The organism is Pseudoalteromonas sp. NFXS53 (assembly GCF_056629255.1).
Genome location: NZ_JBWVBR010000012.1, coordinates 79,612 through 106,261 on the forward strand (window position 1 = coordinate 79,612; position 26,650 = coordinate 106,261).

Annotated in this window: 18 protein-coding genes; 8 read left to right on the top strand and 10 right to left on the bottom strand. The window is 42.1% G+C overall.

Annotation, left to right across the window (positions count from 1 at the left end):
- Window positions 1-3: 3 nt before the first annotated feature.
- Window positions 4-1,188: an AGE family epimerase/isomerase gene (locus AC1HJP_RS13620; RefSeq protein ID WP_480362295.1), complete on the top strand. Its 1,185-nt coding sequence runs from the start codon at window positions 4-6 to the stop codon at window positions 1,186-1,188.
- Window positions 1,189-1,412: 224 nt separating this feature from the next.
- Window positions 1,413-1,862: a hypothetical protein gene (locus AC1HJP_RS13625; RefSeq protein WP_480362296.1), complete on the top strand. Its 450-nt coding sequence runs from the start codon at window positions 1,413-1,415 to the stop codon at window positions 1,860-1,862.
- A 154-nt stretch (window positions 1,863-2,016) separates the two neighbouring features.
- Here the strand turns inward: AC1HJP_RS13625 and AC1HJP_RS13630 are convergent, their stop codons facing one another.
- The 8 genes from AC1HJP_RS13630 to AC1HJP_RS13665 all read right to left on the bottom strand — a co-directional run bounded on the left by AC1HJP_RS13630 (window position 2,017) and on the right by AC1HJP_RS13665 (window position 11,201).
- Window positions 2,017-2,637: a hypothetical protein gene (locus AC1HJP_RS13630; RefSeq protein ID WP_480362297.1), complete on the bottom strand. Its 621-nt coding sequence runs from the start codon at window positions 2,635-2,637 to the stop codon at window positions 2,017-2,019.
- 94 nt (window positions 2,638-2,731) lie between these two features.
- A complete protein-coding gene (locus tag AC1HJP_RS13635; protein WP_480362298.1) occupies window positions 2,732-3,550 on the bottom strand; it encodes a lamin tail domain-containing protein in 819 nt (272 codons plus the stop codon).
- A gap of 347 nt (window positions 3,551-3,897) precedes the next feature.
- The gene (locus AC1HJP_RS13640) at window positions 3,898-5,217 is read right to left on the bottom strand and encodes a sensor histidine kinase (protein ID WP_480362299.1); all 1,320 of its coding nucleotides are present in this window, start codon (window positions 5,215-5,217) and stop codon (window positions 3,898-3,900) included.
- On the bottom strand, window positions 5,217-6,551 hold the full coding sequence (locus AC1HJP_RS13645) for a sigma-54-dependent transcriptional regulator (protein WP_480362300.1): 1,335 nt from the start codon (window positions 6,549-6,551) through the stop codon (window positions 5,217-5,219). Before AC1HJP_RS13645 ends, AC1HJP_RS13640 begins: the two co-directional genes overlap by 1 nt.
- A gap of 74 nt (window positions 6,552-6,625) precedes the next feature.
- On the bottom strand, window positions 6,626-7,849 hold the full coding sequence (locus tag AC1HJP_RS13650) for an ABC transporter permease (RefSeq protein WP_480362301.1): 1,224 nt from the start codon (window positions 7,847-7,849) through the stop codon (window positions 6,626-6,628).
- A gap of 2 nt (window positions 7,850-7,851) precedes the next feature.
- On the bottom strand, window positions 7,852-9,210 hold the full coding sequence (locus AC1HJP_RS13655) for an ABC transporter permease (RefSeq protein WP_480362302.1): 1,359 nt from the start codon (window positions 9,208-9,210) through the stop codon (window positions 7,852-7,854).
- A 14-nt stretch (window positions 9,211-9,224) separates the two neighbouring features.
- Window positions 9,225-9,920, bottom strand: a complete 696-nt coding sequence (locus AC1HJP_RS13660) for an ABC transporter ATP-binding protein (protein ID WP_480362303.1) — start codon at window positions 9,918-9,920, stop codon at window positions 9,225-9,227.
- 12 nt (window positions 9,921-9,932) lie between these two features.
- Window positions 9,933-11,201: an efflux RND transporter periplasmic adaptor subunit gene (locus AC1HJP_RS13665; RefSeq protein ID WP_480362304.1), complete on the bottom strand. Its 1,269-nt coding sequence runs from the start codon at window positions 11,199-11,201 to the stop codon at window positions 9,933-9,935.
- Between the two features lie 260 nt (window positions 11,202-11,461).
- Between AC1HJP_RS13665 and AC1HJP_RS13670 the strand changes: the two genes are divergently transcribed.
- Window positions 11,462-11,755 (top strand): hypothetical protein, encoded by a 294-nt coding sequence (locus AC1HJP_RS13670; protein WP_480362305.1) that lies wholly within the window; start codon window positions 11,462-11,464, stop codon window positions 11,753-11,755.
- Between the two features lie 33 nt (window positions 11,756-11,788).
- On the opposite strand, the gene AC1HJP_RS13675 is transcribed toward AC1HJP_RS13670, so the two are convergent.
- Window positions 11,789-12,319 (bottom strand): GNAT family N-acetyltransferase, encoded by a 531-nt coding sequence (locus tag AC1HJP_RS13675; protein WP_480362306.1) that lies wholly within the window; start codon window positions 12,317-12,319, stop codon window positions 11,789-11,791.
- A 6-nt stretch (window positions 12,320-12,325) separates the two neighbouring features.
- Window positions 12,326-13,492, bottom strand: a complete 1,167-nt coding sequence (locus AC1HJP_RS13680; protein WP_480362307.1) for an MFS transporter — start codon at window positions 13,490-13,492, stop codon at window positions 12,326-12,328.
- Between the two features lie 101 nt (window positions 13,493-13,593).
- Here AC1HJP_RS13680 and AC1HJP_RS13685 point away from each other — a divergent pair, with 101 nt between their 5' ends.
- From AC1HJP_RS13685 to AC1HJP_RS13705, 5 genes are all read left to right on the top strand, one after another.
- Entirely contained in the window at window positions 13,594-14,484 is an 891-nt protein-coding gene (locus AC1HJP_RS13685; RefSeq protein ID WP_404396022.1) for a LysR family transcriptional regulator, read from the top strand.
- A gap of 519 nt (window positions 14,485-15,003) precedes the next feature.
- Window positions 15,004-18,162: a glycosyl hydrolase family 18 protein gene (locus AC1HJP_RS13690; RefSeq protein ID WP_480362308.1), complete on the top strand. Its 3,159-nt coding sequence runs from the start codon at window positions 15,004-15,006 to the stop codon at window positions 18,160-18,162.
- Window positions 18,163-18,232: 70 nt separating this feature from the next.
- The gene (locus AC1HJP_RS13695; protein ID WP_480362309.1) at window positions 18,233-19,684 is read left to right on the top strand and encodes a lytic polysaccharide monooxygenase; all 1,452 of its coding nucleotides are present in this window, start codon (window positions 18,233-18,235) and stop codon (window positions 19,682-19,684) included.
- A 277-nt stretch (window positions 19,685-19,961) separates the two neighbouring features.
- Complete coding sequence (locus tag AC1HJP_RS13700; RefSeq protein WP_480362310.1) at window positions 19,962-22,427, top strand: glycosyl hydrolase family 18 protein; 2,466 nt, start codon at window positions 19,962-19,964, stop codon at window positions 22,425-22,427.
- A gap of 985 nt (window positions 22,428-23,412) precedes the next feature.
- Window positions 23,413-26,601 (top strand): glycosyl hydrolase family 18 protein, encoded by a 3,189-nt coding sequence (locus AC1HJP_RS13705; RefSeq protein WP_480362311.1) that lies wholly within the window; start codon window positions 23,413-23,415, stop codon window positions 26,599-26,601.
- The last annotated feature ends 49 nt before the right edge of the window (window positions 26,602-26,650 follow it).

A 26,650-nucleotide genomic window follows, 5' to 3' on the forward strand; every position in this document is an offset into this window, starting at 1 on the left:
CACGTGAATTTTTATAACTCAGAATTTTTAACAACACACAGTCAATCGATCGTCGACTTTTATAAAGACCGCTGCGTCGACAACGACCTTGGTGGTTATTTTCAAAACTACTTAGACGATGGCACAACATTCAACAATGGATTTCGCCAGCTTGTCAGTAGCACACGTATGGTTGTGAACTTTTGTCGTGCGGCAAAGCTGTTAAACAACGACGAATACTTAGCCATTGCAAAGCATGGATTGGACTATGTGGAGCAACAACATTGGCGTGAATCGTCAAAAGCTTATGCGTGGACTTTGCAAGGCAACCAACCGCAAGATATGACACAACAAGCCTACGGCTATGCGTTCGTATTGCTGTGTTACGCCCATTGTTATAAAGCAGGTGTCATTGACTCTGATGAAAAGATAAATGAAACATTCGAATTACTAGAATCACGCTTTTGGCAAGCTGAAGAGGGGATCTACGCCGATACTATCTACGATGATGGTAGGTTGTGTGATTACCGTGGTCAAAACGCCAATATGCATATTTGTGAAGCGTTAATCGCAGCATATGGCGCGACTCAATCACCTGTTTACCTTGAAAAAGCCCAGTATTTAGCCAATCGTTTTTGTTTTGAGCTATCTGCGCAAAGCTTAGGTTTAGTCTACGAGCACTTTACACCAGAGCTAGAACCAGATCTTGAATACAACAAAGACGACCCGAAAAATCTATATCGTCCTTGGGGTTTCCAGCCAGGTCACCAAACAGAGTGGGCAAAATTACTGATGCAACTTAATGCCTTTGAAGCACGCCCTGAGTTTGTAGAAAAAGCACAATACTTATTTGATGTGGCCTATAGCAAGGCATGGGATACCTTCCACGGTGGTTTGGTGTATGGCTTTGATACTGACTATCAAACTTGTGACAGCGACAAATACTTCTGGGTACAAGCCGAAAGCTTTGCAGCTGCAGCTATGCTGTTTGATGAGACTAAACAACCACAGTATCTAGAGCAATACAGCGCGCTTTGGGACTATTGTTGGCAGCACTTTGTAGATCATGAGTTCGGCGCTTGGTTCAGAGTACTGACTGGTGCAAATCAAAAATACAGTAACCAAAAGAGTGAAGCGGGTGCTAAATGTGATTACCACACACTAGGTGCTTGTTTTGATGTACTGGAGTTTTCTTTTAATCAAAAGTAAAAACGTTTAGATAAATTTGGTGACACACTGCCCATGTGAGTCATAGGTTTTTGCGCTTTTTGCGTCGTGCAGACTCCTACTCGAAGCATCTTTGCTTTTGATTAAACACTTTGGTGTTCATTAAAGGCTTAGGTGCTTTTTTACTTATGTTTACAACAGTTTGTTGCACTGAAAAATGTCATAAGATAATTTATAGATAGAATAATAATAACCCAAGGATAGTTTTGAAAATATCAGATAAAGCATTAATGGCGCTGGTGCTGAGTTTGACTGGCCTACTTCTTATCGGTCATTTCAGTATTGAAGAGCGCGTGTTGCCAGATTATCTCGTGATTTGTATGGCGATCTTGTTTGCAGGTCAATGTTATCGTTTTCACCCTAAATACAAGCAGGCTAATTTGCTTGATAATCAGCTGCAGCGTGATGGGCAATTTTTGCGAATAACCAATAAGTCTTTACATCCCATGTTTGTGAATGGCAAGAGTGAACGCATTGAAGTAAAACGTATTTCTAAAGTCACTGTTGTTGATGAAGGGCTTGCGATTATTCTTGATGGTAATGGCACTGGCTTTGATTTTTTCTTGAATGATAATGCCCTAGACATTGCAGAGCATCTTAAATCTCTACTTTCTCAGCAAGAGCAAACACAGATAGAGTTAGAGGTGATTTGTTAAGATCCTTGAGAAGCTAGAAGCTAGAAGCTAGAAGCTAGAAGCTAGAAGCTAGAAGCTAGAAGCTAGAAGCTAGAAGCTAGAAGCTAGAAGCGAAGTTTCAATGTAGGCGAGGGTTTACCCCTCGCTTTGTTATTTTTAAATGGGTGAAAACAGCTTAAAGGCTAGCGTCTTTCACTTCATCCAAAGCTAAATTGAACCTTTTATCTTTATCGTCAATTGCTTGCTCTAGTTCTGATAATGATTTTCCACCTTTTTGATAGGTAATCTCTAGACGCAGTGCCTCAATCGTATACGTTAATAGCAAAAGGTAAATTTGCGGTTGGTTACCATTGCTGGTTTTCTGTAAATTAAACTTATACTCGTTTAAATCGATCAGGGTTTCTTCAGAAAGTGTTCTGTTTACCAGACTTTGCCTCATAAACGTGTTGAGGTAATCAGGAAATGGTAAAGGGTTTTTATCAAAAAAGTGTGCACGGGTTTCATCTTCCTTTGGCAGTTCTAAGTAAAACTCATACAGATCCTCAGAGTAATCATGAGAACTCTCAATGGCGGCGATGGTGGCTTGCATGAGCTTAATGACATGCTCTTTTTCTTTTTGTTCTTCTTCTATGTTGGCAAATGCCATAGCTAATAACACACCAAATAAGGTGGCAATTAAGGTAAGGAAAAAATTAATACCTGTAGAAAAACGGTTGATGGCATCTTGGTACTTAGGCACAAAAGTGAGCATGCCAAATATAATCAGTAGAATGGTTAAAAGTGTGTATAAAATCATATCCCTGAGCTCGATTTTTATTATGAGCCTGCATCATAGCATGGTAAAAAAAAGGGGGCTAATGCCCCCCAAAATCACTATGAAGCTTAGGGAGTTATGCAAAGTGATATTCGTTAACACGCTGCTTATTTTTATCTAATAATGCAACAGTGCTTGTTGTTTGTTGAAAAATAGGAGTCGAGCTATCAAATGAGTAACAACCTGGCTCATTATGGTTAGCGTAAATTTTTAGCTCAGAGCAGGGCTCCATTTTTGCCATTTGAGCAAAAGTAAATTCAGGCCCATCCTTGATACATATAGTCCAGCCAGATAAATCTACCCAAGATGTACTTAAGTTGATTAACTCAATGTGATCTTTGTCTTTATTACGGTTCGTGTTTGTATCATGGCTGATATGCGAAATAATGATTGACTCGTGCGCCTTGCGGCCATTGATCCAAGCACTAACCACACTGCCTTCAGCATCTAATAACCTAATATGGCAACCACATTGTTTGAACATTGGGCTAAGCTTATTAAACATGAAAGTGCTTTGCTGCTGTTCAACTTTAAGGATTTGGCTTGGTTTAATATAGCTATTACGAGGGAAGGTGAACAAAGTCTCGCCAGTTTCTGCAAGCTCCAAACGCCAGCTCTCAAGGTCAATAATAGCTGGGCCAGTATTTTTTAATTCAACACTTTCATTTGAGCTAGAAGAGTTCACGTATTCAATTTGAACTTGAAGTGGCGCCATCAGCTTAAAACAACTGTGCCAATAAGACTGTATCGCACCATGCGCATGTCGCTGGTTCTGAAGATTAGGCAGAGAGTTTAATGTATTGTTTTTAATTTGTTGATGCACTTTATCGAGCGCCGAGCGAGCATCTATTTGCCAAATTTCATTGGCCATATTTTGTCTGGTTTCAAAATTCACAGTTAGCTCCTTTAATCACTTATGAATATATTCATAAGTCGTAATACATTAAAACTAAAGCACTACACTTATCCGACGGTAGTTTTGCTTTGGTTCTGGTTGCTTCCTTTTCGATAATTAATACGTGAAGTGAGTTAATTTTTCAGAACAATTTAGTTACTGCTTTGGCTGTCTTCAAACGCATTATGGGGACTAATTTATCCTAGATTGAAACAGATTTATACTACTTAATGCGATTTTTATGCTTAATTTTATTACATCACATTACAAATTTGCAGAAATAGTTTTATGAATATATTCATATTTTGATGTTTATCAATGGGTTATAATTTTTTAATATTTTGTTTTTAAAATCTTAATGGAATGTCAAATTCGACCATAACGCCACCGTTTGAACGATTTTTAATCTTTAATTGACCTTGATGTGCGTTGATCACTTCTGAACAAATACTCAAACCAAGTCCACTTCCACCTTGTTTTGTTGAAAAAAACGGCAAAGTCACTTGGCTGATTTTACCCTGAGTGATCCCTTGGCCTCTATCGACCACTGCAAAGCGAACCCGGTCATAATCTTTGACGACCTTAATACCAATATCGGACACATTTGAACCAGATTCATGGGCATTTTTAAGGAGGTTTATTAAAACTTGCTCTAGCTGTAAAACATCGAAATAGGCATGTTCGCATGGCAAATCAGCCAATAGTTCAAAGGCATAAAGTTTTTGGACGCTCTGTAGCGTATCTGCTAGGTTTTGTTTGCTGATATTAGGTTTTGGCAAGCGGGCAAATTCGGCATATTTCGCGATAAAAACGTTGAGATTAGACGCTCTTTGGTTAATGGTTTGCAAAATATCAGGCAGTAAATCTAGGTGGGTATTTTTCTCTAAAATGGATTCTGCAGACGAAGTTAACGAAGAGATAGGAGCAAGAGAATTGTTTAGTTCATGACTGATCAAGCGAATGGCGTTTTTCCAAAGTTGCAGCTCTTCTTTGCCTATTTCTAAAGACAGGTCTTTACATAAAACAAGCTGGTGGGGTTGGTGGTTATAAGTGACGGTTTGGTTGGCAATATAATAGCTATGTTTTAAATCATTGTGTTCAAAGCTGACAATGCCAGAGCCTTGTTCAAGCAAAAAGGAGCGAATTGGTGCACTGACGTTATCAAGTAAGCCATATAGCTCCTTGCCTTTTAGCGAGCCTGCAACTTGTAATAGCTCGTTCGCTTGCTGATTGTGATAGACCACCTGCTTAAAGGGGTTAAAAAGCAAAATTGCCATTGGGGAGGCTTGAACAATGCTATCTAGCAAATGCTCTTTTTGGCTTAAAGTCTGTCTTTGCTCAGTAAGGTTGCGAGCAAGGTCGTTATATAAGTCTAGTATAGGTGCTAGGTGTTTATCGCCATCTGGGTGAATACGAATAGAAAAGTCGCCATCTTTGAAGCTTTTAATGCCATCGTGTAAAGCATCCAGCTGTTTTTGTTGAAAGCTGACAAAATAGAATAGGGCGGTGGCTAAGCACACGAATGAAGAAGTAAATGCAAAAATGGTTAGCCAAACACCTTGATATCCAAACTGTTCACCCGCCGCATAAATAAACCAAAACAGCACAAAAAAAGCCAATAAAGCATAGCCTGTTTTGTGTAATAAACTTATCTCATTGTGCTGCATTATTTTAATCCGAACTTTTCCATACGACGATAAAATGCCTGACGGCTCAATCCTAAACTACGGGCTGCTTTAGCAACAATACCCTGATGTTTATCGAGTGCACTTTGGATGTCTTGCAAACTGTATTCGACTTTCTCTTCAACCGGTACTTTTGACTGTGTAATCCCTAAGTCTTTACTTTCAATGGTGTTGTTTTGGCAAAGGAGTGCAGCTCTACCAAGCACATTTTGTAATTCTCTCACGTTGCCAGGCCATGAGTGCGCCATTAATGTGTGTTCTGCATTGGCACTGAGCGTTTTATCTGAATCAAGAAATGATTGTATTAACAAGGGAATATCGTCTTTTCTTTGCGCCAGCGGGGGGAGTTTTAACTCAATCATATTGAGCCGATAATATAAGTCTTCTCTAAACTCGCCGTTGGCGATGGCTTGAGGCAGGTTGGTATTGGTGGCACTGATAATACGCACTGAGACTTTACGCGTTTTGGTACTGCCTACGCGTTCAAATTCGCCGCTTTGTAATACCCTAAGTAATTTTTGCTGTCCAGATAGTGGCAAGTTGCCTATTTCGTCTAAAAATAAAGTCCCGCCATTGGCTGCTTCAAAACGGCCTTCTCTGGCTTTGGTTGCCCCAGTATATGCGCCAGCTTCTGCGCCAAATAATTCCGCTTCGATTAAATCTGCAGGTAAAGCGCCCGCGTTTACTTTTATGAATGGGGCATCTTTATATTGGCTATTGGCAACGATAAGCTCCGCGACCTTCTCTTTACCCGCGCCATTTGGTCCAGTGATTAAAATGGGCGCATCTGAATGAGCGACTTGAGTGGCCATTTCAACGAGGTTAATCATGCTGTTGTCGGCGAATACCATGCCAGCAAGATCAAAGTTATCATTGAGGTATTGTAATCGGGCTCTTTGCTTGGCGTGATTGTTCAGTTGCTGCTGCTGTAATTGATAACTTTCTCGCAAGTTTTGCACTGTTGTCAGGAGTTTTTGATCTTCCCAAGGTTTGGCAATGTAATCGGCTGCGCCGTCTTTTATCAGCGCCACGGCCATTTCAAGGTTAGTCCAAGCTGTGAGGAGAATTATCGGGAGATCAGGGTCAAAATGACGAATACGGTGGTAAAGTGCTTCGCCTTCTTCGCCCGAAGTCGTGTCTTTCGTGAAATTCATGTCTTGAATAACGAGATCAAAACCACCTTGTTGCAGCTTAGTCATGCCTTCTTCTGGGCAAGTTGCGCCATCGCATTCAATATCATTAATTAAAAATAAAACCCTGAGTGCTTTTACTACATCAGGGTTATCGTCGATGATTAAAACTTTACTGTGCTGCATACTGTTATTCTTTTAATTTATTTCTATGCGAAAGAGAGACCTGAGTCTCTCTTATTAGCTTGATCTTTATAGGTTTAATTGGCTTTAGTCACTTGCGCCGGTGCAATTAACGTTGCTTTTCTGGCGGGTAAATAAGCCGCAAAGCAAGTTAACAACCAAACAAACAGGGTAACCGCTATACCCACCATTACGTTAGGTGTCCCTTGTACCCCAAGTGTTTGTAATAGTGCCATATTTAGCCACAAAGATAAAAAGAAGCCTATCACTAAGCCAACCATTGCTAGCAGTGAGTTTTCGATGAGCAGGCTTTTTAGTACCATACTTTTACTCGCGCCCAGCGCTCTTAAAATACCTAAGTTTTTATGACGCATTTTGACCGAGAAGGTAACGAGCGCAATAATACCTAATGAGGTAATGAGTAAGGCAACCGCACTGATAGCGAACATCACAAACGCAAAGCTACTTCTGCCATCCCATAAACGTTTTTTGGCACGTGCTGAGAATTCGACACGAGATACAATGCGACCAGGCTCTTGATAAAGCAAGGTTTCTAATGTTTCTAAAATTTTCTCTGAGGTATTAGGCGTAACACGAATAATGTAGTTTATTTCGTTGTTACGGCCGTAAATGGCTTCTGGAATAACCATACCGTGATACCAAACTTGCTCGTAAGTCGCGCTTTCTCCAAGCATTTTATCTTCGAACGTCCCCACTACTTGATAAGGCGTTTTTGAACCATTCAAAAAGACGGTTTGACCTAAAGGTGAAGCCCCTTCGAAGAGCGTTTTCGCTAAATCATCGCTGATAAGCGCAACACTGGCAGGTGTCGTTTCTGCATCACCCATCACGAATTCATTTGCATAAAAGTCTCGACCACTGCTGATATTGAGCATTAGAGATTCAACGCCTTGTTGGTCAACACCAAACAAGGCGGTGGAATGATCTTTGGCATTTTCATCAAGATTATCGCTATACACAACATTGCTCGAGCGACGTGTATCAATGACGTTTTCTTCACCGCTATACGTTGCTGAAACAACTTCTGACAGGGCTCTAATAGCCGCTATGTCGCGTTCAATTAATTGCCCTTTATCGACTTGCTCATCATAAACATGGGTGACCACATTCAAGATTTGTTGCTCTTCTAGCTTTGATGGAATTAACCAGTTTTGCAGCGTTGCATAACTAATGAAGGCGCTATTGCTGACGATCATGAGAGTAATGGCAACTTGGAAAACAATCAGTATCGAGATGCTTTTTTGTTTCAGAATTAATTTTAAAATATGTTTTAAAGACATGATCACCCCCTAAGCTGCGATGCTGGCGAAATACCGCTGATACGGTAAACCGGATATAAACCTGCAATTAATATAGCGGCATAAATGAATGCCCCAGACGTCAATGCAAAGCTGTAATCCATACTGAAGAAGTGCTTAACCAAGCTCGGATCTGCTGAGTAGTCCATTTGATACATGTTAACTTGGAACATCAGCTCAAGGCCTAAATGGGCGAATAGAACACCCGCAATAATGGCTGCGAAGGCAATTAAACTTATTTCGATAAGATGTATTTTGACGATATACCAACGGCTCGCACCAAGCGCGCGATAGAGCGAAACCAGTTTGTTTTTAGATTGGTATTTCGCAAGCAAAATGCCCACGGTATTCACTAAACAAATCGCAAATAGTAAATAAGAAAACTGAAGGTAGACTTTTTCCCAACGCATGAATTGTGCAAATTCGTTCAGTAATAGCTGTAAATCGTTCAACTTGTACTTCTCTTCGTGAGGAAAACGACCAAGGTTTGCTTGCTGCTGGGTGTAATTACGCGCCCATAAAGTTGCTGCAGCGAGTTGTTGCTGGTGGTTTTGCTTATCGAACTCAATCCAAGTGTGAAGGTAGCCGCATTCTGCCGATTTAAGTGCCGAAATATTATGTTGGCGATATTCACTGCGTTGGTTTTCTTCTTTTGTCTGACAAGGCATGTAGCCAGCACGAGGCAAGTTCATTCTCTCGGCTGTTGCCATAGGCACAATCGCTAAATCGTTATAGCGGTTACTAAAGCGCATATTTGAAATACGACGCTTATGCTGAGATAAGTCCATCACACCGACAATCTTTAAAGACTGTTTATCGACTTTGATAAATTGGCCAACTGAGTTTTCTCCTGAGAAAAAGTGGTCGTTGACTTTTTTATCGATCACGATGACGTCACTCTCCGATTGTGTTTCTAACCAAGGTGCACCGAATATAAAAGGCACATTAAAAACACTAAAGTAATCGATATCTGAAGCAGATGCCGTGGCAATCATAGGTCGTGCGCTATCGAGTTGCTCTGACTCTAAAATAAAGCGCGTGTCATAATTAAATGACAGGTGTTTATAGTCTAAATCGGCATTTTTAAGCGCCTGAGCATCTTGAAAGGTCAGGGGCGGGTAGCGAAATTGGTTGCGTATTTCAAAGTCGTTATCCATATAGTTGAGGCTAAAATGGTGCATTTGCGATGCTTTGTCGGTTAGCACGCTGTTGCCGCTTAACTTCACTGTGGTACTCATGGTGAGAAGTAATGTAATACCGATCACCAAATTGACTATCATCAAAATAGTGAGTTTGCCTTTTTGTTTAACGCCTTGCAGGGCGAGTTGAAATAAATCTTTCATGTCGCACCTGTGCTTTAAACTGCTAAATCAGTAAGTTGGCTTTTGTTGATGTCGGTCAACTGGCCATCGAGGATTTGAACATTGCGATGAGCGCGTTGGGCTAATTCATTGTCGTGGGTTACCATCAGCAAGGTCGTGCCTTGTTGATTAATCTCTTGCAGTAAATCCATCACTTGGCGCGCCATATGGGTATCAAGGTTACCCGTTGGCTCATCGGCTAATAAGAATCTTGGTTGCCCTGCGAGTGCACGGGCTATCGCAACACGCTGTTGCTGACCACCACTTAATTGCGCTGGAAAGTGTTTACCGCGACTAGCAAGACCGACCATTTCAAGGGCATTTTCGATGCGTTGCTTACGCTCATGGCTTGGTAAGCCTCTAAAAATTAAAGGCACTTCAATGTTGTCGTAAAGGTTTAATTCGCTGATCAGGTTAAAACCTTGAAAGATAAAGCCAATTTTTTCGTTTCTAATTTTAGAAAGTTGGCTGTCGCTTAATTTACTAACATCTTGCCCGTCTAAAAAGTATTGGCCTTTGTCAAAAGGTTCAAGTAAACCGGTTAAGTTTAAGAAGGTGGTTTTACCTGAGCCTGAAGGGCCAGTGACAGCGATGAAGTCTCCTTCATTTACCTCAAAGTTGACGTCAACCAAGGCGTGGGTTTCGATAAGCTCGGTGCGATAAATTTTGCTGATGTTCTGCATTGATAACATGATATTTTCCTTTTAATTACTAAGCATGACGTTTTGTTGGTTTTGAAACGCAGCAAGACTTGAAATGATGAGCTTATCTCCGGCTTTCACACCCGATGTTAACTCAACTTCATGAATACTTTTAGCGCCAATGCTGATTGATTGACGGTGTGCTTGTCCTTCGTTTATTAAGTAGGCAACTTTGCCAGCGCCAGTTTCGACAAAGGCGCCGCGTTTGATTTTTAGGACATCTTGTTTTTGCGACAAAATAAGTTGCGCACTAACGCGTTGATTTTGTCTAAGCTTCTCTGGTTGTTGGTCAAAGCGAATGCGCCCAGCGACACGGCCTTGCTCAACTTCGGGAGAAATTGCCACCAAAGTTGCAGGGTAAGTTTGTTGATTAATTTGAATGTTTGCGGCTAAGCCAATTGCCAGTTCATCGGCTAAGTTCTCTGGAATAAAGGCTTCGACTTCAAGTTCTGATAAATCAACCAGTGACATCAATTCAGCATCTCGTTGCACATGCTGTTTTTGTTGTACGTTTACAGTGCCAACAATGCCACTTAGCGGTGACTGAATGGTTAAAGCCGCCACTTGGCGCTCTAGCTCTTGCGTTAAGTGTTGCTGACGGGTTAACGCTAGTTCGGCAATTTTAAGTTCAAAGTTAAGGCTTTTTTGCTCTAAACTGAGCGCTTCAATCGCATGCTTTTTATTAAGCTCTGCACGTTTTAGCGCAACAATTTTCTCTTCGAGCTCCAATTTTGAAATGATTTGTTTTTTGATACTGGCATTAGCGCGCTCCATGGCACTCGATGCGGCTTCTAAGTCAACACGTGCTAATTCTGCACGCTGCTGGGTATCGAGTAAGCGTTGCTCAGTGGTGATTTTCTGACGATTAAATTCAGTCTCTAAGCGCGCAAGAGTTGCTTGCTCCTGAAGTAACTGATTTCTTAGCTCAGGGCTGTTAATACTCAATAAGTCTTGCCCTTGAGTAATATTATCGCCCGCTTTCACATGTAAGGTGACCGTACCTGGTGCAATGGCGTATACTGCTGGGTTGATTGCTGCGAGTGTTTTTCCTTCTACTCGAATGTCTTCAAGCATATCGCCACGTTCAACAACGGCAGTTTGGATCACTGATTGTGAAACTACCAAATCAGTACTTAGAAGCTGACTAAATTTCGGCACTGAATAAGCCGTTAATGCTGTTGTGGCTAGTAAACCTGATACAAACAATAACCATTTTTTACCATTTCGACGTGGTGCTACTTGCTTGTCTTGTCCTTGGGTGTCTCTGATCACAGCTGTCCGCCTTAAAAATAATACCTGAATGATAGTTAGGTATTACAAACAACGTGCCAACAGGTAAGCTTATGAAAATATGGGTATTTTTTGTTTTTGTGTATATTCATATTTAATATCGGACGGTCAGTCGGACAGATTTCGGACGGGTGTTAAACTGTCCGCACTCATTTGTGTGTATGAGTTATGATCAAGACAGCTCTCAAAGCCGTACTTTGAGTGTAAAGTGATTAAAAACAATATTATTCAGTGGCGAAGTGATGAGAAATAGAGTGAGACGTGCCCCGAAACCACAAGACAATGCTTATATTCAGGAAGTACTGAGTACCTTGAAAGCTGACCCTGCAAAAATCGAGATACTAGCGCGTAATTGTGATGAATATAAGCAGCAATTGCATTTGAAGCGGGGGTTTTTAAGGGCAATTGAGCGTCTTGAATGGGTGATCCATGCCAGTAAAGATATTGAGCAATTTGAAAAATCGATACTGGCAGATGACTATATCGGTGAAGTGATCAGACGCTATCCGCTCTTGTTTAAGGGGATAAAAGGCTAAGGGTATAAAGAGTTAAAGGCATAAGCCCTAGGGCTACATAACTTCATGCTTTAACACACCATAGGTAAAGCAGTCCGTTGTACCTGAGGGAAGGGTCATATAACTTCTGAGCCTGCCTTCTCTTTTCATTCCCAGCTTTTCCATAAGTTTCCACGACGCAATATTATCAACGGCGCAAATCGCATTAAGCTTGTTAAGTTCAAACTGAGTAAATACTTCTTTGATTAAAGCGCTTGCGGCCTCAAACGCATAGCCTTTACCATGGTATTGACTGGCTAAACGGTATCCTATTTCGCCGCATTGATGTTCTATAGAAACAAACTTGAACATCAGCTCACCAAGCAAAAGGCCGCTTTGTTTACATTCAATCGCAAGTATGAGCCTTTCACCTTCTATGCCTTCCCAAGGCAGTTGAGCTTGTGCGATACGCGCTTGCGCATCAGCAAGGGTGGCAGGTTTGCCAATATAGCGGGAGGTAAATGGATCGCTTCTATGCGCTAATACCGCCTCTAAATCAGAGACTTTAAGTCTGCGAATGATCAGTCTTTTTGTTGTGAATTCCATTTATCTTTATCTCTCACATAGGGTTAGGTTTAATGATAGTTTTTTCCAGCAAAGCCATAAAACCATTGAACAAGTTAGCACGATAAGGGGCAATATGTGTTGGCTGCTAAATAAAATAACATTGGTCAGCCAAGCTAAAGCCGTGAAAAATAATAACTCTATCGCCCCAACTAGTGCATTGGCTGAGCCGGCTTTTTCTGGTTGTAATAAGCCAATGATGTGCATATAACTTGGAAAATATGCGCCAAACACCATCATGATGAGTGTGTAAGCAAATAGCATTACCAACGCACTTATATGGCTAAACTCGAAAATAAACGCAGCTATTGGCAGCGCAGGCCATAACAATTTGACGATTTTCATATAGCTCATACGCTTTTGCATTATTTTTGCTAAAGAAGACCCTACTAGCAAGCCCGCCATTGGTAGCATCATGGCGTAGCCTATTTGCTCGGTATTAAACTGAAATTGCGCTTGTAAATAAAAGGGCAAATAAAGCTGAATGGTTAAATATAAGTAAGTAGGTAACCACTTAAAATTAGCCAATAAGATTAAATTTTTATCTTGTAACAGTGATTTATATAAACTCGCCAACGCTCGAGGTCTAATAGAGTGAGCATTGTTTTTTTGTGATTTAGGAAGGATCACAAAGCCCAGCCACAACACCAGTGCAAAATGTAGCACCATGATAAAAGACAAGCCCTGCCAATTAATAAGTTGCGCGAGTGTGCCTGCAATCATGGGCGAAAGTATTGCTGTGATCGACGCTGCCATTGCAAGGCTTGCCATCGCACTTTTCAATTTCGCACCAGTTAAATACTGCGCTAACAAGGTTCGACTGATCAAAACTGGCGAAGCTGAGCCTATCCCTTGTAAAACTCGGCCTAGCAGAAATTGCCAATTTGACTCCGCAAAACCACATATTAACGTGCCTGCTACTAAAATGAGCTGCCCAATAATTAGGATTTGTCTGTCACCATATTTATCTCGAAGAGGCCCGGCAATTAACTGGGTTAGCCCAAGCGTGATGAAAAAGCTCACGATCACTGCTTGGCTGGCACTGGAACTTAAAGCCAGATCTGTAGCTATGTCTGGCAAAACAGGCATATAAAGCTGGCTTGCAAACTGAGAGCAAGACATCAATAGCACCGCAAGGAACACAATAGAGGACATAACTTTTCTTATAAAATGAGCAGACGCACAAAATACTGGCTTTTTACTTTCTTAAAAATAGGGTAATAATAAAAATACTAATTCCTAACAGGAAATAATAAATGGATTGGCTATCAGCAGTTAAAAGCTTTGAGCTTGTCGCCAAAACAAACAGTTTTACATCAGCTGCCGAACAGCAAGGTATTTCTGCTTCAGCGATGAGTAAACGAATTGATTGGTTAGAGAAGCAATTAGCAACCAGTTTATTTGTGAGAACCACTCGACAAGTAAGCCTAACCGAATCAGGACAAGGCTTTTTACAAAAAGCTTCACCTTGGCTTGAGCAATTTGATGCCATGCTGGAGTCAGTAAAAAGTGCCCACGAAGAGCCACAAGGCGTACTAAAAGTCGCGGCAACACAAGCTGTTGGTAGCTCATTGTTAATGCCAAATATAGAACGGTTTTTACAAAAATATCCAAAAATGTCAGTGCAATTAAACGTGCTTATTCCAGGTAATGATCCAGATTTAAGTCATGACTTAGTGATCACTCGCTATCATGAAGAATTTGATTCAGTGTCACACAAAGGCACGCACTTAATTGATTATCAAATGAGTGTGTTCGCCGCACCAAGCTATTTAGAAAAACACCCACCCATTAATACAGTAGAAGACCTAGCTCAGCATAAGATGTTGCTCAATAATTATTACCAGCAAAAGGGCGGTATTTTGCTAGAAAACGGCGAGTTCGTCGCTTTCTCAAACTATAACTTTGTATCAGAAAATCTTGATGCAATTTTGAAAGCCGCCATACAAGGCATGGGTCTAATATTCATTTCTCCAAACTATGTAGAGAGAGAGCTGGATATGGGCGTGTTAGCGCCTGTTTTACCAAACATAAAAAGCGAAGTGAATCGTTTGTGGGCGTATTATCCTAAAACAAGCTTTACGCCTTTAAAGACAAGGTTGTTTATCGATAATTTGAAGCAGCAGATGAAAGGGTTTAGGTTGTAAATATTGTTGAATTGGCAATTAAATGGTTTTTTTAGTGCTTATCAATGAATTGATTAGAGCTTTAACTTCTTTTGTTACATTTTATCGGAAAATAAAATACTTACTGTGTTCGACTTTTTCTGAGCTTGTTTTTCAATAAATTATATAAATTACTGAAATTATTTGTTTTTGTTGTTTGTGTTAAAGCTATCCCTACTGGTCTTACAACTCTAATCTGTAAAGCTTTTTATTCAAAACGAAGCGTCTCTGATTATGGGAAATCCATATTTTTCTTAATGAGACTTTAGTATATGCCTATGTAAAATATAGAAAATTTCATACAACCTTCATATTCGAACGCTTTTTGTGCAGTTTTAACTCTACTGCTGTTTATTTCTTAAGCGTGAAAATGTCACAATGTTAAAACTTTGTAATTTTAAATTTATGTTCTAGACTGATTTCGATCCGTTAACGGGTACATCTGTAGCTTATAAGTTAATTTAGTTAAAAAAATACAACAGATTTAATCAGGAACAAGTTATGAAGGATTTGAATTTGATGCGAAAAGGTTTTAAACCTTCGGCATTGGTTTTAGCGATACTCAGCGCACCTGCCTTTGCAAGTGTGGATTGTACAAATATTCCTCAGTGGGAAGCTGGTAAAGCTTACCCAGAGGGCATGCAAGCTCAGCAAGATAAAGTAGCTTATAAGTCTAATTGGTGGAACAAAGCAGAACCTAAATTACGCTCAGGTGATTGGCAGGAGTGGACTAAATTAGGTAACTGCCAAACAGATGTGCCAGTTAATGAAACGCCTAAGGTAACTTTATTAAGCCCTGCTAATGGCAATTTGTTGAACGAAAATGACAGCGTTGCCATTTTGGCCGAAGCCAGTGATATCGACGGTCAAGTTAAGCATGTTGAAGTCTATCTAGACGGTCAATTACTAACTACCCTCAATACTGCACCGTTTGAATTTAATTGGACGGCAGTGTTTGGAGAACATGTATTTTATGCGATTGCACAAGATGATGACGGGGCGCGAACGGAGTCGGCACGTCATTCTGTGACAGTTCAGAAGAAATCAAACGAGAACCGAGCTCCGGTTGTGAGTTTAGCTGCGACCTTGCCATCAGAGTTAGAAGTCGGCTCGCAAGTAACATTTAACCTGAGTGCGTCAGATGCTGATGGTCATGCAGTTACGCAAACACTGACCGTCAACGGTGAAGTGGTTGTAAATAGCACAAAAGGGTCGGAGCAATATGTTTGGGCACCAACAGTTGCAGGTACTTATACATTCACGCTGACTGCTAAAGATGAGCTGGGCCTTGCAGCAACACCTGTTGAGCGGGTTTACATCGTCAAAGAAAAAGGCGACCCAATTACAGGTCATGAAAACTGTCGTCCAGCAGGTCTATATCAAGCGCAAGGTGTACAACCTGCTTACTGTGATATTTATGATACAGAAGGCCGCGAGAAAATGGGGGCGGATCACCCACGTCGTGTTATTGGTTACTTCACAAGTTGGAGAAATGGCGCGAACGGTCAACCAAGCTATCTAGTAAAAGACATTCCTTGGGATAAAATCACCCACATCAACTATGCGTTTGCACACGTCAATGCGGCGAATGAATTAAGCATCGGCGATCCAAATGCAGCAGGCAACGCAGCTACCAACATGACTTGGCCGGGTGTTGAAGGCGCAGAGATGGACCCAAGCCTACCGTACAAAGGTCATTTCAACTTATTAAATAAATACAAAAAGCTACACCCTGATGTGAAGACGATGATCTCTGTTGGCGGTTGGGCTGAAACAGGTGGTTTCTTCGATTCAAATGGTAATCGTGTGAACAGTGGTGGTTTCTATACTATGACTACGAATGCTGATGGCAGTGTAAACCATGCTGGTATCGACGCATTCGTAGCAAGTGCGGTTAAATTCATCCGTGAGTATGGTTTTGATGGTGTAGACATTGACTACGAATATCCTTCATCAATGAAAGACTCAGGTCACCCTGATGACTTCCCAATTAGTAATGCCCGTCGTGCTGGTCTAAATGCCTCTTACGATGTGTTAATGCGTAAACTTCGTGAAGCACTAGATGCGGCAAGTGCGGCAGATAATACACACTATATGCTTACTATTGCATCACCATCTTCTGGTTACTTACTGCGTGGTATGGAAACATTCCAAACGGCTAAATATTTAGATTTTGTGAACATCATGTCTTATGACTTACATGGTGCATGGAACGATCATGTTGGTCATAACGCAGCGCTTTACGATACAGGTAAAGATTCTGAACTGGCGCAGTGGAATGTGTATGGCACTAAAGAATTTGAAGGTATTGGTTACTTAAACACTGATTGGGCAGCGACTTACTTCAGAGGTGCGTTACCAGCAGGTCGTATCAATATCGGTCTGCCTTATTACACTCGTGGTTTTAGAGATGTGCAGGGTGGAGAAAATGGCCTTTGGGGTCGTGCAGCGTTACCAAACCAAGCTGATTGCGCGCCGGGCACAGGTGTTGGTGAGAAGAACAAGTGTGGTAATGGTGCGGTTGGTATCGATAACTTATGGCATGACACCGTTGATGGCATTGAAGTACCTGCAGGTAGTAACCCGCTGTGGCACGTTAAAAACCTACAAAATGGCATCACGCCAAGCTACTTAGGTGTTTATGGTCTAGATCCGGTAAATAACCCTGAAGACAAAATGGTGGGTACTTATACGCGCCACTATGACAGCGTTGCCATTGCGCCTTGGCTATTCAATGCAGAAAAGAAAGTGTTTTTATCGATTGAAGATGAAGAGTCAATGAAGACTAAGCTTGATTATGTGGTCAATAAAGAGCTTGGCGGTGTAATGTTCTGGGAACTTGCAGGTGACTTTGATTACGATACGCAAAAAGGCGAGTACTTCATGGGGAGCACTATGACGCGTCTTGCTTATGACACTTTCAACCAAGCATCAACTCCATACGGTGCACACTTAGGTGACGGTGCATTTGTACCAGCAGCGAAAGCGGTCGATATTAAGTTTGAGGCGAAGAACTTTCCTGTTGGCGATGATAATTACCCAATTCGTCCAACGTTCGCGTTCACTAACAACTCACAAATTGATTTATCTGGTGCTACGATTTCATTCAATATTCCAGTCTCTACCTCTGCAATCTTTAAGTCAGATTGGAATGCGCAGAAGAAGTTAGGTATCAAGATTGATACGAATAACTCTAATGCCGCGGGTAATAATATTGGTGGGTTTGAGAATGAATTCCACCGAGCTTCAATCACACTAACCAATGAGTGGGGCGGTGCAGCTGAGTCATTTAAGCCGGGTGAAACCGTGAATGCGCAAGTACTTTACTATATGCCAATTACCGGTCCGGTTAACTTCACTATTGAAAAAGATGGTGCCTCGTATGCGTTTGCTAGCGAGTATCCAAAACTACCAATCGCGACTAAGCCAGATACAGGTAATCCAGGTAACGGTGACCCAGGAAATGGTACGTGTAATGGCGTTGATGTAACCACCATTAACACTTATCCGAACTGGCCACGGACTGATTGGGCGGGTAACCCAAGCCACGCCAACGCAGGCGATTACATCATACACAACCAAGTTGTTTTCCAAGCAAATTGGTGGACATCGAAAGAGCCTGTTGAAGGCGGCGATTGGAAAAAAGTGTGTGCTTTGTAAGCCAAACCTTTAACTAGAAATTATTTAACCAGAAATCTAAGGGGCTGCTTGCCAGCCCCAAGGAACTATCATGAAAAAAATAATGTTATCGGCTATTGCTATGGCAATGGGCCTAGGGTTTGCTGACTCTGTTTCAGCCCATGGTTACATGGACAGCCCAAAAGCGAGACAGGCAATCTGTGAAGAACAAGGTGGATTTTGGTGGCCAAAAGATGGCAGCAATATTCCAAATACTGCCTGTCGTGCAGCTTACCTAAAAAGTGGGCAAGTACAATTTATACAACTACATGAGTTTGCAGCTAATGTACCTGATTACTTAAATCAAGCGGCAGTTGAAGCGGCTGTGCCAGATGGCGAATTATGCTCAGGTGGCGATGTAAATAAAATCGGTATCAACACACCTTCAGTGGATTGGCAGCGAACTGTTGTTAAACCTAATGCAAATGGCACCATTAAAATTCGCTACCGCGCTACCACACCTCACAACCCAAGTTTTTGGCAATTTTATATTTCAAAACCTGGCGTTGATATTCACGCACAACCACTCAATTGGGCTGATGTAGAGCTTGTTCAAGAGCATGGCAACGTGGACTTCTTTGTCGCACCAGATGGTAAGCGTTATTACGAAATGGATGTGGCTATTCCTGAGAAGTTCAATGGTGAAGCCATTTTATTCAGTCGCTGGCAGCGTAACGATGTAGTGGGTGAGGGCTTTTATAACTGCTCTGACATTACCATTGAACGAGTCACAGATCCTAATCCAATTGAATGGCATGCGGCGGGTTATTTCATCAAACAAGGGCAAGAAGCTAATGCTGGCGATACAGTTTGGTTGCGTTTATTTGATGTGAACGGTCAAGAGCTTATTCAGCAACAATTAAAAGTTGCCGCTGATATGCCTAATTGGCAGCAACAATTGGCAGAGCAAGTCAGCCTAGACTTTGCCCAATTGATCCAAATTGGTATCAAAGATGCGCAAGGAAATGTGCAATTTGATGGTCAAAATTTGCTTTCAAACCAAGTGTTTGTAACGGATAAAAACCACACCTTTAATTTATCTATTGTCGCGTCACCTAAAAATACACCGCCTACGGTACATACTCCATCGGCACTGACACTGGACGAAAATAGCAGTGCCCATCTTCATGTGCATGCCTTTGATGATGAGCAGCCAACACTTAGTTTTGTTTGGGACTTACCGGCACCGCTAACGTTTACTGGCAGTGGCTCAACCATCACAGTGAATGCGCCAGAAGTGACTGCCGATCAGCAATTTACAGGTTCAGTCACCGTATCAGATGGTGAGTTTAGTAAAACAGTGCCATTGACTGTCAATGTGAAAAATAAAGCCACGACACCACCTGATGGTTCAAAAGATACATGGCGCGCTGACAAGGTCTATACCGCAGGTCAAACCGCTATTTATAAAGGCAAAACGTATCGTGCCAAATGGTGGGTAAGAGGCCAAAAACCTGATAACTCTCAAGCGTGGGAGTTATTCACAAAGTCTGCTGGTAATTAAGACGTCTGTGAGAAATACAGCTTTCTTAGACAAAACCACAGAGAGTTATGAAAGAAAAATTATAAAGCATGTTGTTAGACGCAAGGGCAATGCCCGAGCTCAAACAACATAAGGAAACAACTTTAATAACCATTAGAACGACCCAAAGCGCTGAGATGCTCGTTTTTGACAAGCAAATACGAATGAGAGATGTGCGTGCGCATCACGACTTTTGTGCTTGTTAACTCATTCAGTGTCGAAACGTGGCGGGAAACACAACAATTGAAGGAACTAAACTATGTTTAAAATTTTAACTTCAGCAGTCGCAGTCGCGGCAGCCATGAGCGCAGCAACAGCGATGGCGGCACCGGCAACACCAAGTCTTAATTGGGAGCCGCAAAACTATTCGTTTGTTGAAATTAACCTCGATGGCCGCGGTTCATACAAACAGCTGGTTAAAACCAAAAAAGAAGTCCAGATCAACATAAAATGGAATGCATGGTCTGGCTCTGCAGGCGACACTTATAAAGTTTACTTTGACGATCAAGTGGTTCACCAAGGCCCTGTAGCAGCAGGTTCAAATGGTGGCACGATTTCATTTCCTTACACAAAGTCTGGTCGTCACGATTTACGTGTTGAGCTTTGTGATGCAACAGGATGTTCTAAGTCAGCTGCAAAACCGATTGTCATTGCAGATACAGATGGTGGTCACCTTGCGCCATTGGCTATGAATGTTGATCCAAATAACAAAACGTATCCGAAACAAACAGACACTGTGGTTGGTGCTTACTTTGTAGAGTGGGGTATCTACGGTCGTGACTATGATGTAACTAAGATCCCTGTCGATAATCTAACGCACATTCTTTATGGCTTCATTCCAATCTGTGGTGAGAATAGCTCACTAGGTGAAATTGAAAATGGTAATAGCTTACGTGCGCTTCAACTTGCATGTGGCGACTCAAAAGACTACGAAGTCGTAATTCATGATCCATGGGCTGCAATACAAAAAGCATTGCCTGGCATCAACAGTAAAGACCCAATTCGTGGTACTTATGCACAGTTAATGGCGCTTAAGCAACGTAATCCAGATCTTAAAATTCTTCCTTCTGTAGGCGGTTGGACACTTTCAGACCCTTTCCATGGCTTTACGGTTAAAGCAAACCGTGACGTATTCGTTAACTCAATGAAAGAGTTCTTAACAACATGGAAATTCTACGACGGTATCGACATTGACTGGGAATTCCCTGGTGGTGGCGGTCCTAATGCTAACCTAGGTAGCCCTGAAGATGGTGCAGCTTATGTTGCACTGATGAAAGAGCTACGTGCCATGCTCGATGGTCTAGAAGCTGAAACAGGTCGTAAATATGAGTTATCTTCGGCGATTGGTACAGGTTACGACAAGATTGAAGACGTTGATTATAAGCAAGCTGCTCAGTACATGGATTACATCTTCGCGATGACCTATGACTTCTTTGGTGGTTGGAATAACGTAACTGGTCACCAAACTGCACTTTACTGTGGTTCACATCTAAGCGCGGGCGAGTGTAATGGCACAGGTGTTGATGACCAAGGTAACCCTCGTAAAGGCCCTGCTTACACAATTGATAATGCAATCAAGTTACTGCTTCAACAAGGTGTACCAAGTAAGAAGCTAGTCGTAGGTACGGCTATGTACGGCCGTGGCTGGGAAGGTGTTTACCCGCAAAATGCTGCCATTGCAGATAACCCTATGACAGCACCGGGTAATGGCAAGTTAACAGGCACCAAAGCGCAGGGCGTTTGGGAAGCGGGTGTCATTGACTATAAAGGCGTTAAGTCTTACATGATTGGTGCCAACGAGCAGGGTGTGAATGGCTTTGAAGTAGGCTACGACGAGCAAGCACAAGGCGCATACGTGTGGAACCGTAGTACAGGTAAATTAATCACTTATGATAGCCCTCGCTCTGTAAAGGCAAAAGGCCAATACGTGCGCGCTAATAACCTAGGTGGTTTATTTGCATGGGAAATCGATGCAGATAACGGCGATATCTTAAATGCAATGCACGAAGGCTTAGGTGCAAGTGATACGCCAGTAGATCGCGCACCAGTGGTTGACCTTGTTTCTGAAGTGACAATCGATTCTGGTAAATCTGCTACTGTCTCAGCGACAGCGACTGATCCAGAAGGTAAAGCGGTGTCTTTCCAGTGGTCTGCAGATCCAGCACTCACGCTAACAGCGAATGGCGCAAGTGTGTCTGTTGCTGCCCCTGCAGTCACAGTAGACAGCGTTTATACCCTAAGCCTTAAAGTGTCAGACGGTAAAAACGAAGTAAACCGTCAAGTTAAAGTGATTGTTAAAGCACCGGCTTCAGACAACAAAGCACCAGTCGTAGGTACTGTTGCTGATGTAACTGTTGACGAAAAAGCATCTACGTCACTCTCTGTAACTGCAAATGACCCTGAGAACCAAGCACTGACATACACTTGGTCAGTACCAGGTCATACAGTAACAGGTTCTGGTAGCTCAGTAACATTAACGGCTAACGAAGTGACTGCAACTGAAACAGTACAAGGCACAGTGAGTGTGAGCGATGGTGTAAATACGGTTTCTCGTACTTTCAACGTCACAGTCAATAACCTTGCAGATACAGGTAAAACAACTTGGGATGCCAATACAGTTTATGTTGGCGGCGACTTAGTTTGGTACGAAGGTACACAATACAAAGCGCGCTGGTGGACACGTGGCGAAAACCCAAGCACTAGCTCTGTATGGACAAAGCTGTAACTTTATTACCAATCCTCTTTATTTAGTCATTTATTTAGAGGATTGATATGGCATATAGCTAACGCATAGATTTATCTTTTGGCAAGGACGCCTTTTTTATTATGAATCACACCCCATGCTCTGCTTAATCTGTAAAAATCTTAGATTAAGCGGGCATGTATTCTTCTTATATTTTAATGTGCTTTTTAACATATCTAAACGAGGATATGGTTTCGCCTTCTAAAAATAGCGCCCAACCATTGTTCTTCGTTTTACTAACTTGATCCCTTTAATTCCTTCACTGCAAAACTAGATAAAACTTGCGCATAATTTCTTAATGTTTTGGCTTAAATGCGGCTAGCTTTAAGTTCGAACATCGGTGTTTTCACATACTTGCTTAAGTATAAAGAATTGCTTTTTAACTTTGTCTGAACTGGAAAAACTCAACTAATTGAGAGAGTATTGTTATCCCTTATTTATTTTTGCGAAATTATTAACAATAAAAAGATAGTGAAAATGTATTAAAATTGGCTTGTTAAATAAGAATCAATATCAATTTTTTAACAGTTTTGGCTAAGCACTTCTTTTCAAACCATTTAGTTAAATTACTAGTTCATGGTTTAAATTGAACTTAAAGTATTAAAATAATTTATTTTTATAATCTTTTTATATTATTTATAGCTGGTATGCTCAGTGAGTTTCGTAAAGTAAAGGTAACGATTTTTTGTAGTTTTTAATCAGTTATTTCTTCAGCGTATAACTTCAATAAAACTTATATCTACATGTTATATATGGGTATTTTAACAATGTTGTCATTTTTGATTGTTTTTTGACTCATCCTTTATTGCTAATCACTACTTTTTTAAAATTCAAAAAATCACAAATGTTAAAGTTTTGTGATTCAAAAATTGTGTTCTAGACTTTTTTTGCCCCCTTAATGGGTAAATAAGTGATTTTCAAATTAGTTGATTGTGTAAATTACAATAATTAAAGTCAGGAACAAAATATGAAACATTTCAATTTAGTGCGCAGAGGTTTCAAGCCTTCAGCCTTGGTGTTAGCCATGCTGAGTGCACCCGCTTTTGCCGCTGTAGATTGTACAAATATCCCTCTATGGGAGTCAGGGAAAGTTTACACTGGTGGTCAGCAAGTTCAGCAAGACGATGTTGCCTACAAAGCTAATTGGTGGAACCGTTCTTCACCAAAAGCTCGCTCAGGTCAATGGCAAGAGTGGACTAAGCTAGGTGCTTGTGGCTCTGCTGAGCCAGAAAACCAAGCGCCATCGGTTAAATTACTTAAGCCGGCGGCAGACCTATCTGTACAAGAGAACGAAGAAGTCACGCTCGACTTTAGTGCACAAGACAGTGATGGTGTAATTAAACATGTTGCTATTTACCATAATGACTCATTGGTCACGGTTTTAAGTAATGCGCCATATACTTTCTTTTGGAAAGCCAAAGCGGGTACTCATGAATTCCATGGCGTAGCACTAGACGATGACGGTGCAACGGCGCGCTCTGTTAGCCGTAAGATCACGGTGACGGCAGAGCCACCAAAAGACAAAAACAATGCGCCTGTTGCAAGGCTTGCCGCTCAGTTACCAAGCGAATTAGAAGTCGGCAGTGAGATTGTGTTCACGCTGGTAGCCAGCGACTCAGATGGCGACAAGCTTACACAAACGCTAAAACTTAACGGTGAAGTGCTTGTAACAAGCACTGAAAATGAACACCAAGTTGTGTGGAAAGCCACCTCGGCTGGCCGCCAAGTATTTAGCCTAGTTGCTGAAGACGAACACGGTTTAGCGTCTGACATAATCAGCCGCACCTTTGTGGTGAAAGACACCAATGACGGTGATGTGTCACATGAAGACTGTCGCCCAGCGGGTTTATACCAAACACCTGGCGTGACGCCAGCCTATTGTGATATTTACGACACCGAGGGCCGTGAAAAAATGGGGGCCGATCACCCAAGACGTGTGATTGGTTACTTCACGAGTTGGCGCCATGGTAAAAACGGCCAACCAAGTTACCTAGTTGATGATATTCCGTGGGACAAGATCACCCATATTAACTATGCGTTTGCCCATGTAAATGACAAAAACGAAATCAGTATTGGTAACCCAAATGCCGAAGGCAATGCTGCCACGAATATGACTTGGCCGGGTGTTGAAGGTGCAGAAATGGACCCATCTCTGCCATACAAAGGTCACTTTAACTTACTGAGCAAATACAAGAAAAAACATAAGCATGTTAAAACGCTTATCTCGGTAGGTGGCTGGGCTGAAACCGGCGGTTACTTTGACGAAACGGGTAAACGCGTTAACAGCGGTGGTTTTTATACCATGACCACCAATGAAGACGGCAGTGTTAACCAAGCCGGTATCGATGCGTTCGTGAAAAGCTCAGTTGAGTTCTTAAGAACCTATGACTTTGATGGTTTAGACGTGGATTATGAATACCCGTCATCAATGAAAGACACAGGTCACCCAGAAGACTTTGCTATTAGTAACGCACGTCGTGCAGGTTTAAACAACTCGTATCAAGTACTGATGAAAGACCTACGTGAAGCCCTTGATAAAGCGGGTGAGCAAGACGGTAAACACTACATGTTAACCATTGCCGCGCCGTCATCAGGCTACCTACTACGCGGTATGGAAACATTCCAAACTACTCAGTATTTAGACTTTGTAAACATCATGACCTACGACCTTCACGGTGCGTGGAATGATCACGTTGGTCACAATGCGCCACTGTACGATACAGGTAAAGACACAGAGCTTAAAACCTGGAATGTGTATAACACCAAAGAATTTGGTGGCATCGGTTATCTCAATACTGACTGGGCGGTGAATTACTTCCGCGGCACTATGCCAGCAGGGCGCATTAACATTGGTATTCCTTACTATACCCGTGGCTTTAAAGACGTACGCGGTGGAGAAAATGGCCTGTGGGGTCGTGCCCCTCTACCTAACCAAAGTGATTGTCCGAAGGGTACGGGCATTGGTGAAAAAAACAAGTGTGGTAACGGCGCCATTGGTATTGATAACTTATGGCACGACATTGAAAACGGCCAAGAAGTTGCAGCAGGCTCTAACCCACTTTGGCATGCTAAAAATCTAGAGCATGGTATTAACCCAAGCTACCTCGGGGTTTATGGTCTAACGCCTGAGTCAGATCCAGATGATGTTTTTAAAGGTGACTATGTGCGTCATTACGACGACGTGGCTGTGGCACCTTGGTTATACAATGCCGAGAAAAAAGTATTCCTTTCAATGGAAGACACAGAGTCGATGAAAACCAAACTCGACTATGTGGTTGAAAAGGGCCTAGGCGGGGTGATGTTCTGGGAGCTGGCTGGTGACTTTGATTACCACGCTGACAAAGGCGAATACTTCATGGGGTCAACCATGACGTCTTTAGCGTACAACACCTTTAACCAAAGTGGTATGGCGTACAACACTAACCTAGGTGACAACGAATTTGTTGCACCAGAAAAAGCCGTCGACATTCGTTTTGTCGCCAAAGATTTCCCTGTTGGCGACCAAAACTACCCAATTAGTCCAACCTTTGCGTTTACTAATAATTCAGAGCTGGATCTGACAGGTGCGACGATTACCTTTAACGTCCCTACGTCGACCTCACCGATTTTCAAATCGAACTGGAATGCACGCAAAAAGCTGGGCATGGCAGTAGAGCACGATGCGTCAAATAGCGCAGGCAATAACATTGGCGGTTTTGAGAATGAATTCCACCGTTTCTCAATTACCTTCAAAAACCAGTGGGGCGGTCAGCTTGAGTCATTCAAACCAGGCGAAACTGTGAATGCGCAAGTGATGTACTACATGCCAATTACAGGTCCGGTGAACTTTGTGGTTGAAAAAGACGGCAACAAGTATGCCTTCACCTCTGAATACCCTGAGTTACCTATTGCGACTAAACCTGATACTGGCAATGGCGGTGGTAACGGTGGTGATACTGATGACAATACCCCACCAGATGGCAAAACTTGTGAAGGTGTCAATGTAAACAACATTAACACCTACCCGAATTGGCCTCGCACAAACTGGGCGGGTCAGCCAAGTCATGCAGTCGGGGGAGATCTACTGATCCACAACGGCGCAGTTTACAAAGCCAAGTGGTGGACGAACGGTGCACCAAGTGACGGCGGCGCATGGCAAAAAGTATGTAGCCTTTAACCCGTCAGGGTCCCAACTAGGAGTGGCCGTTAGGCCGCTCCTTTATCAA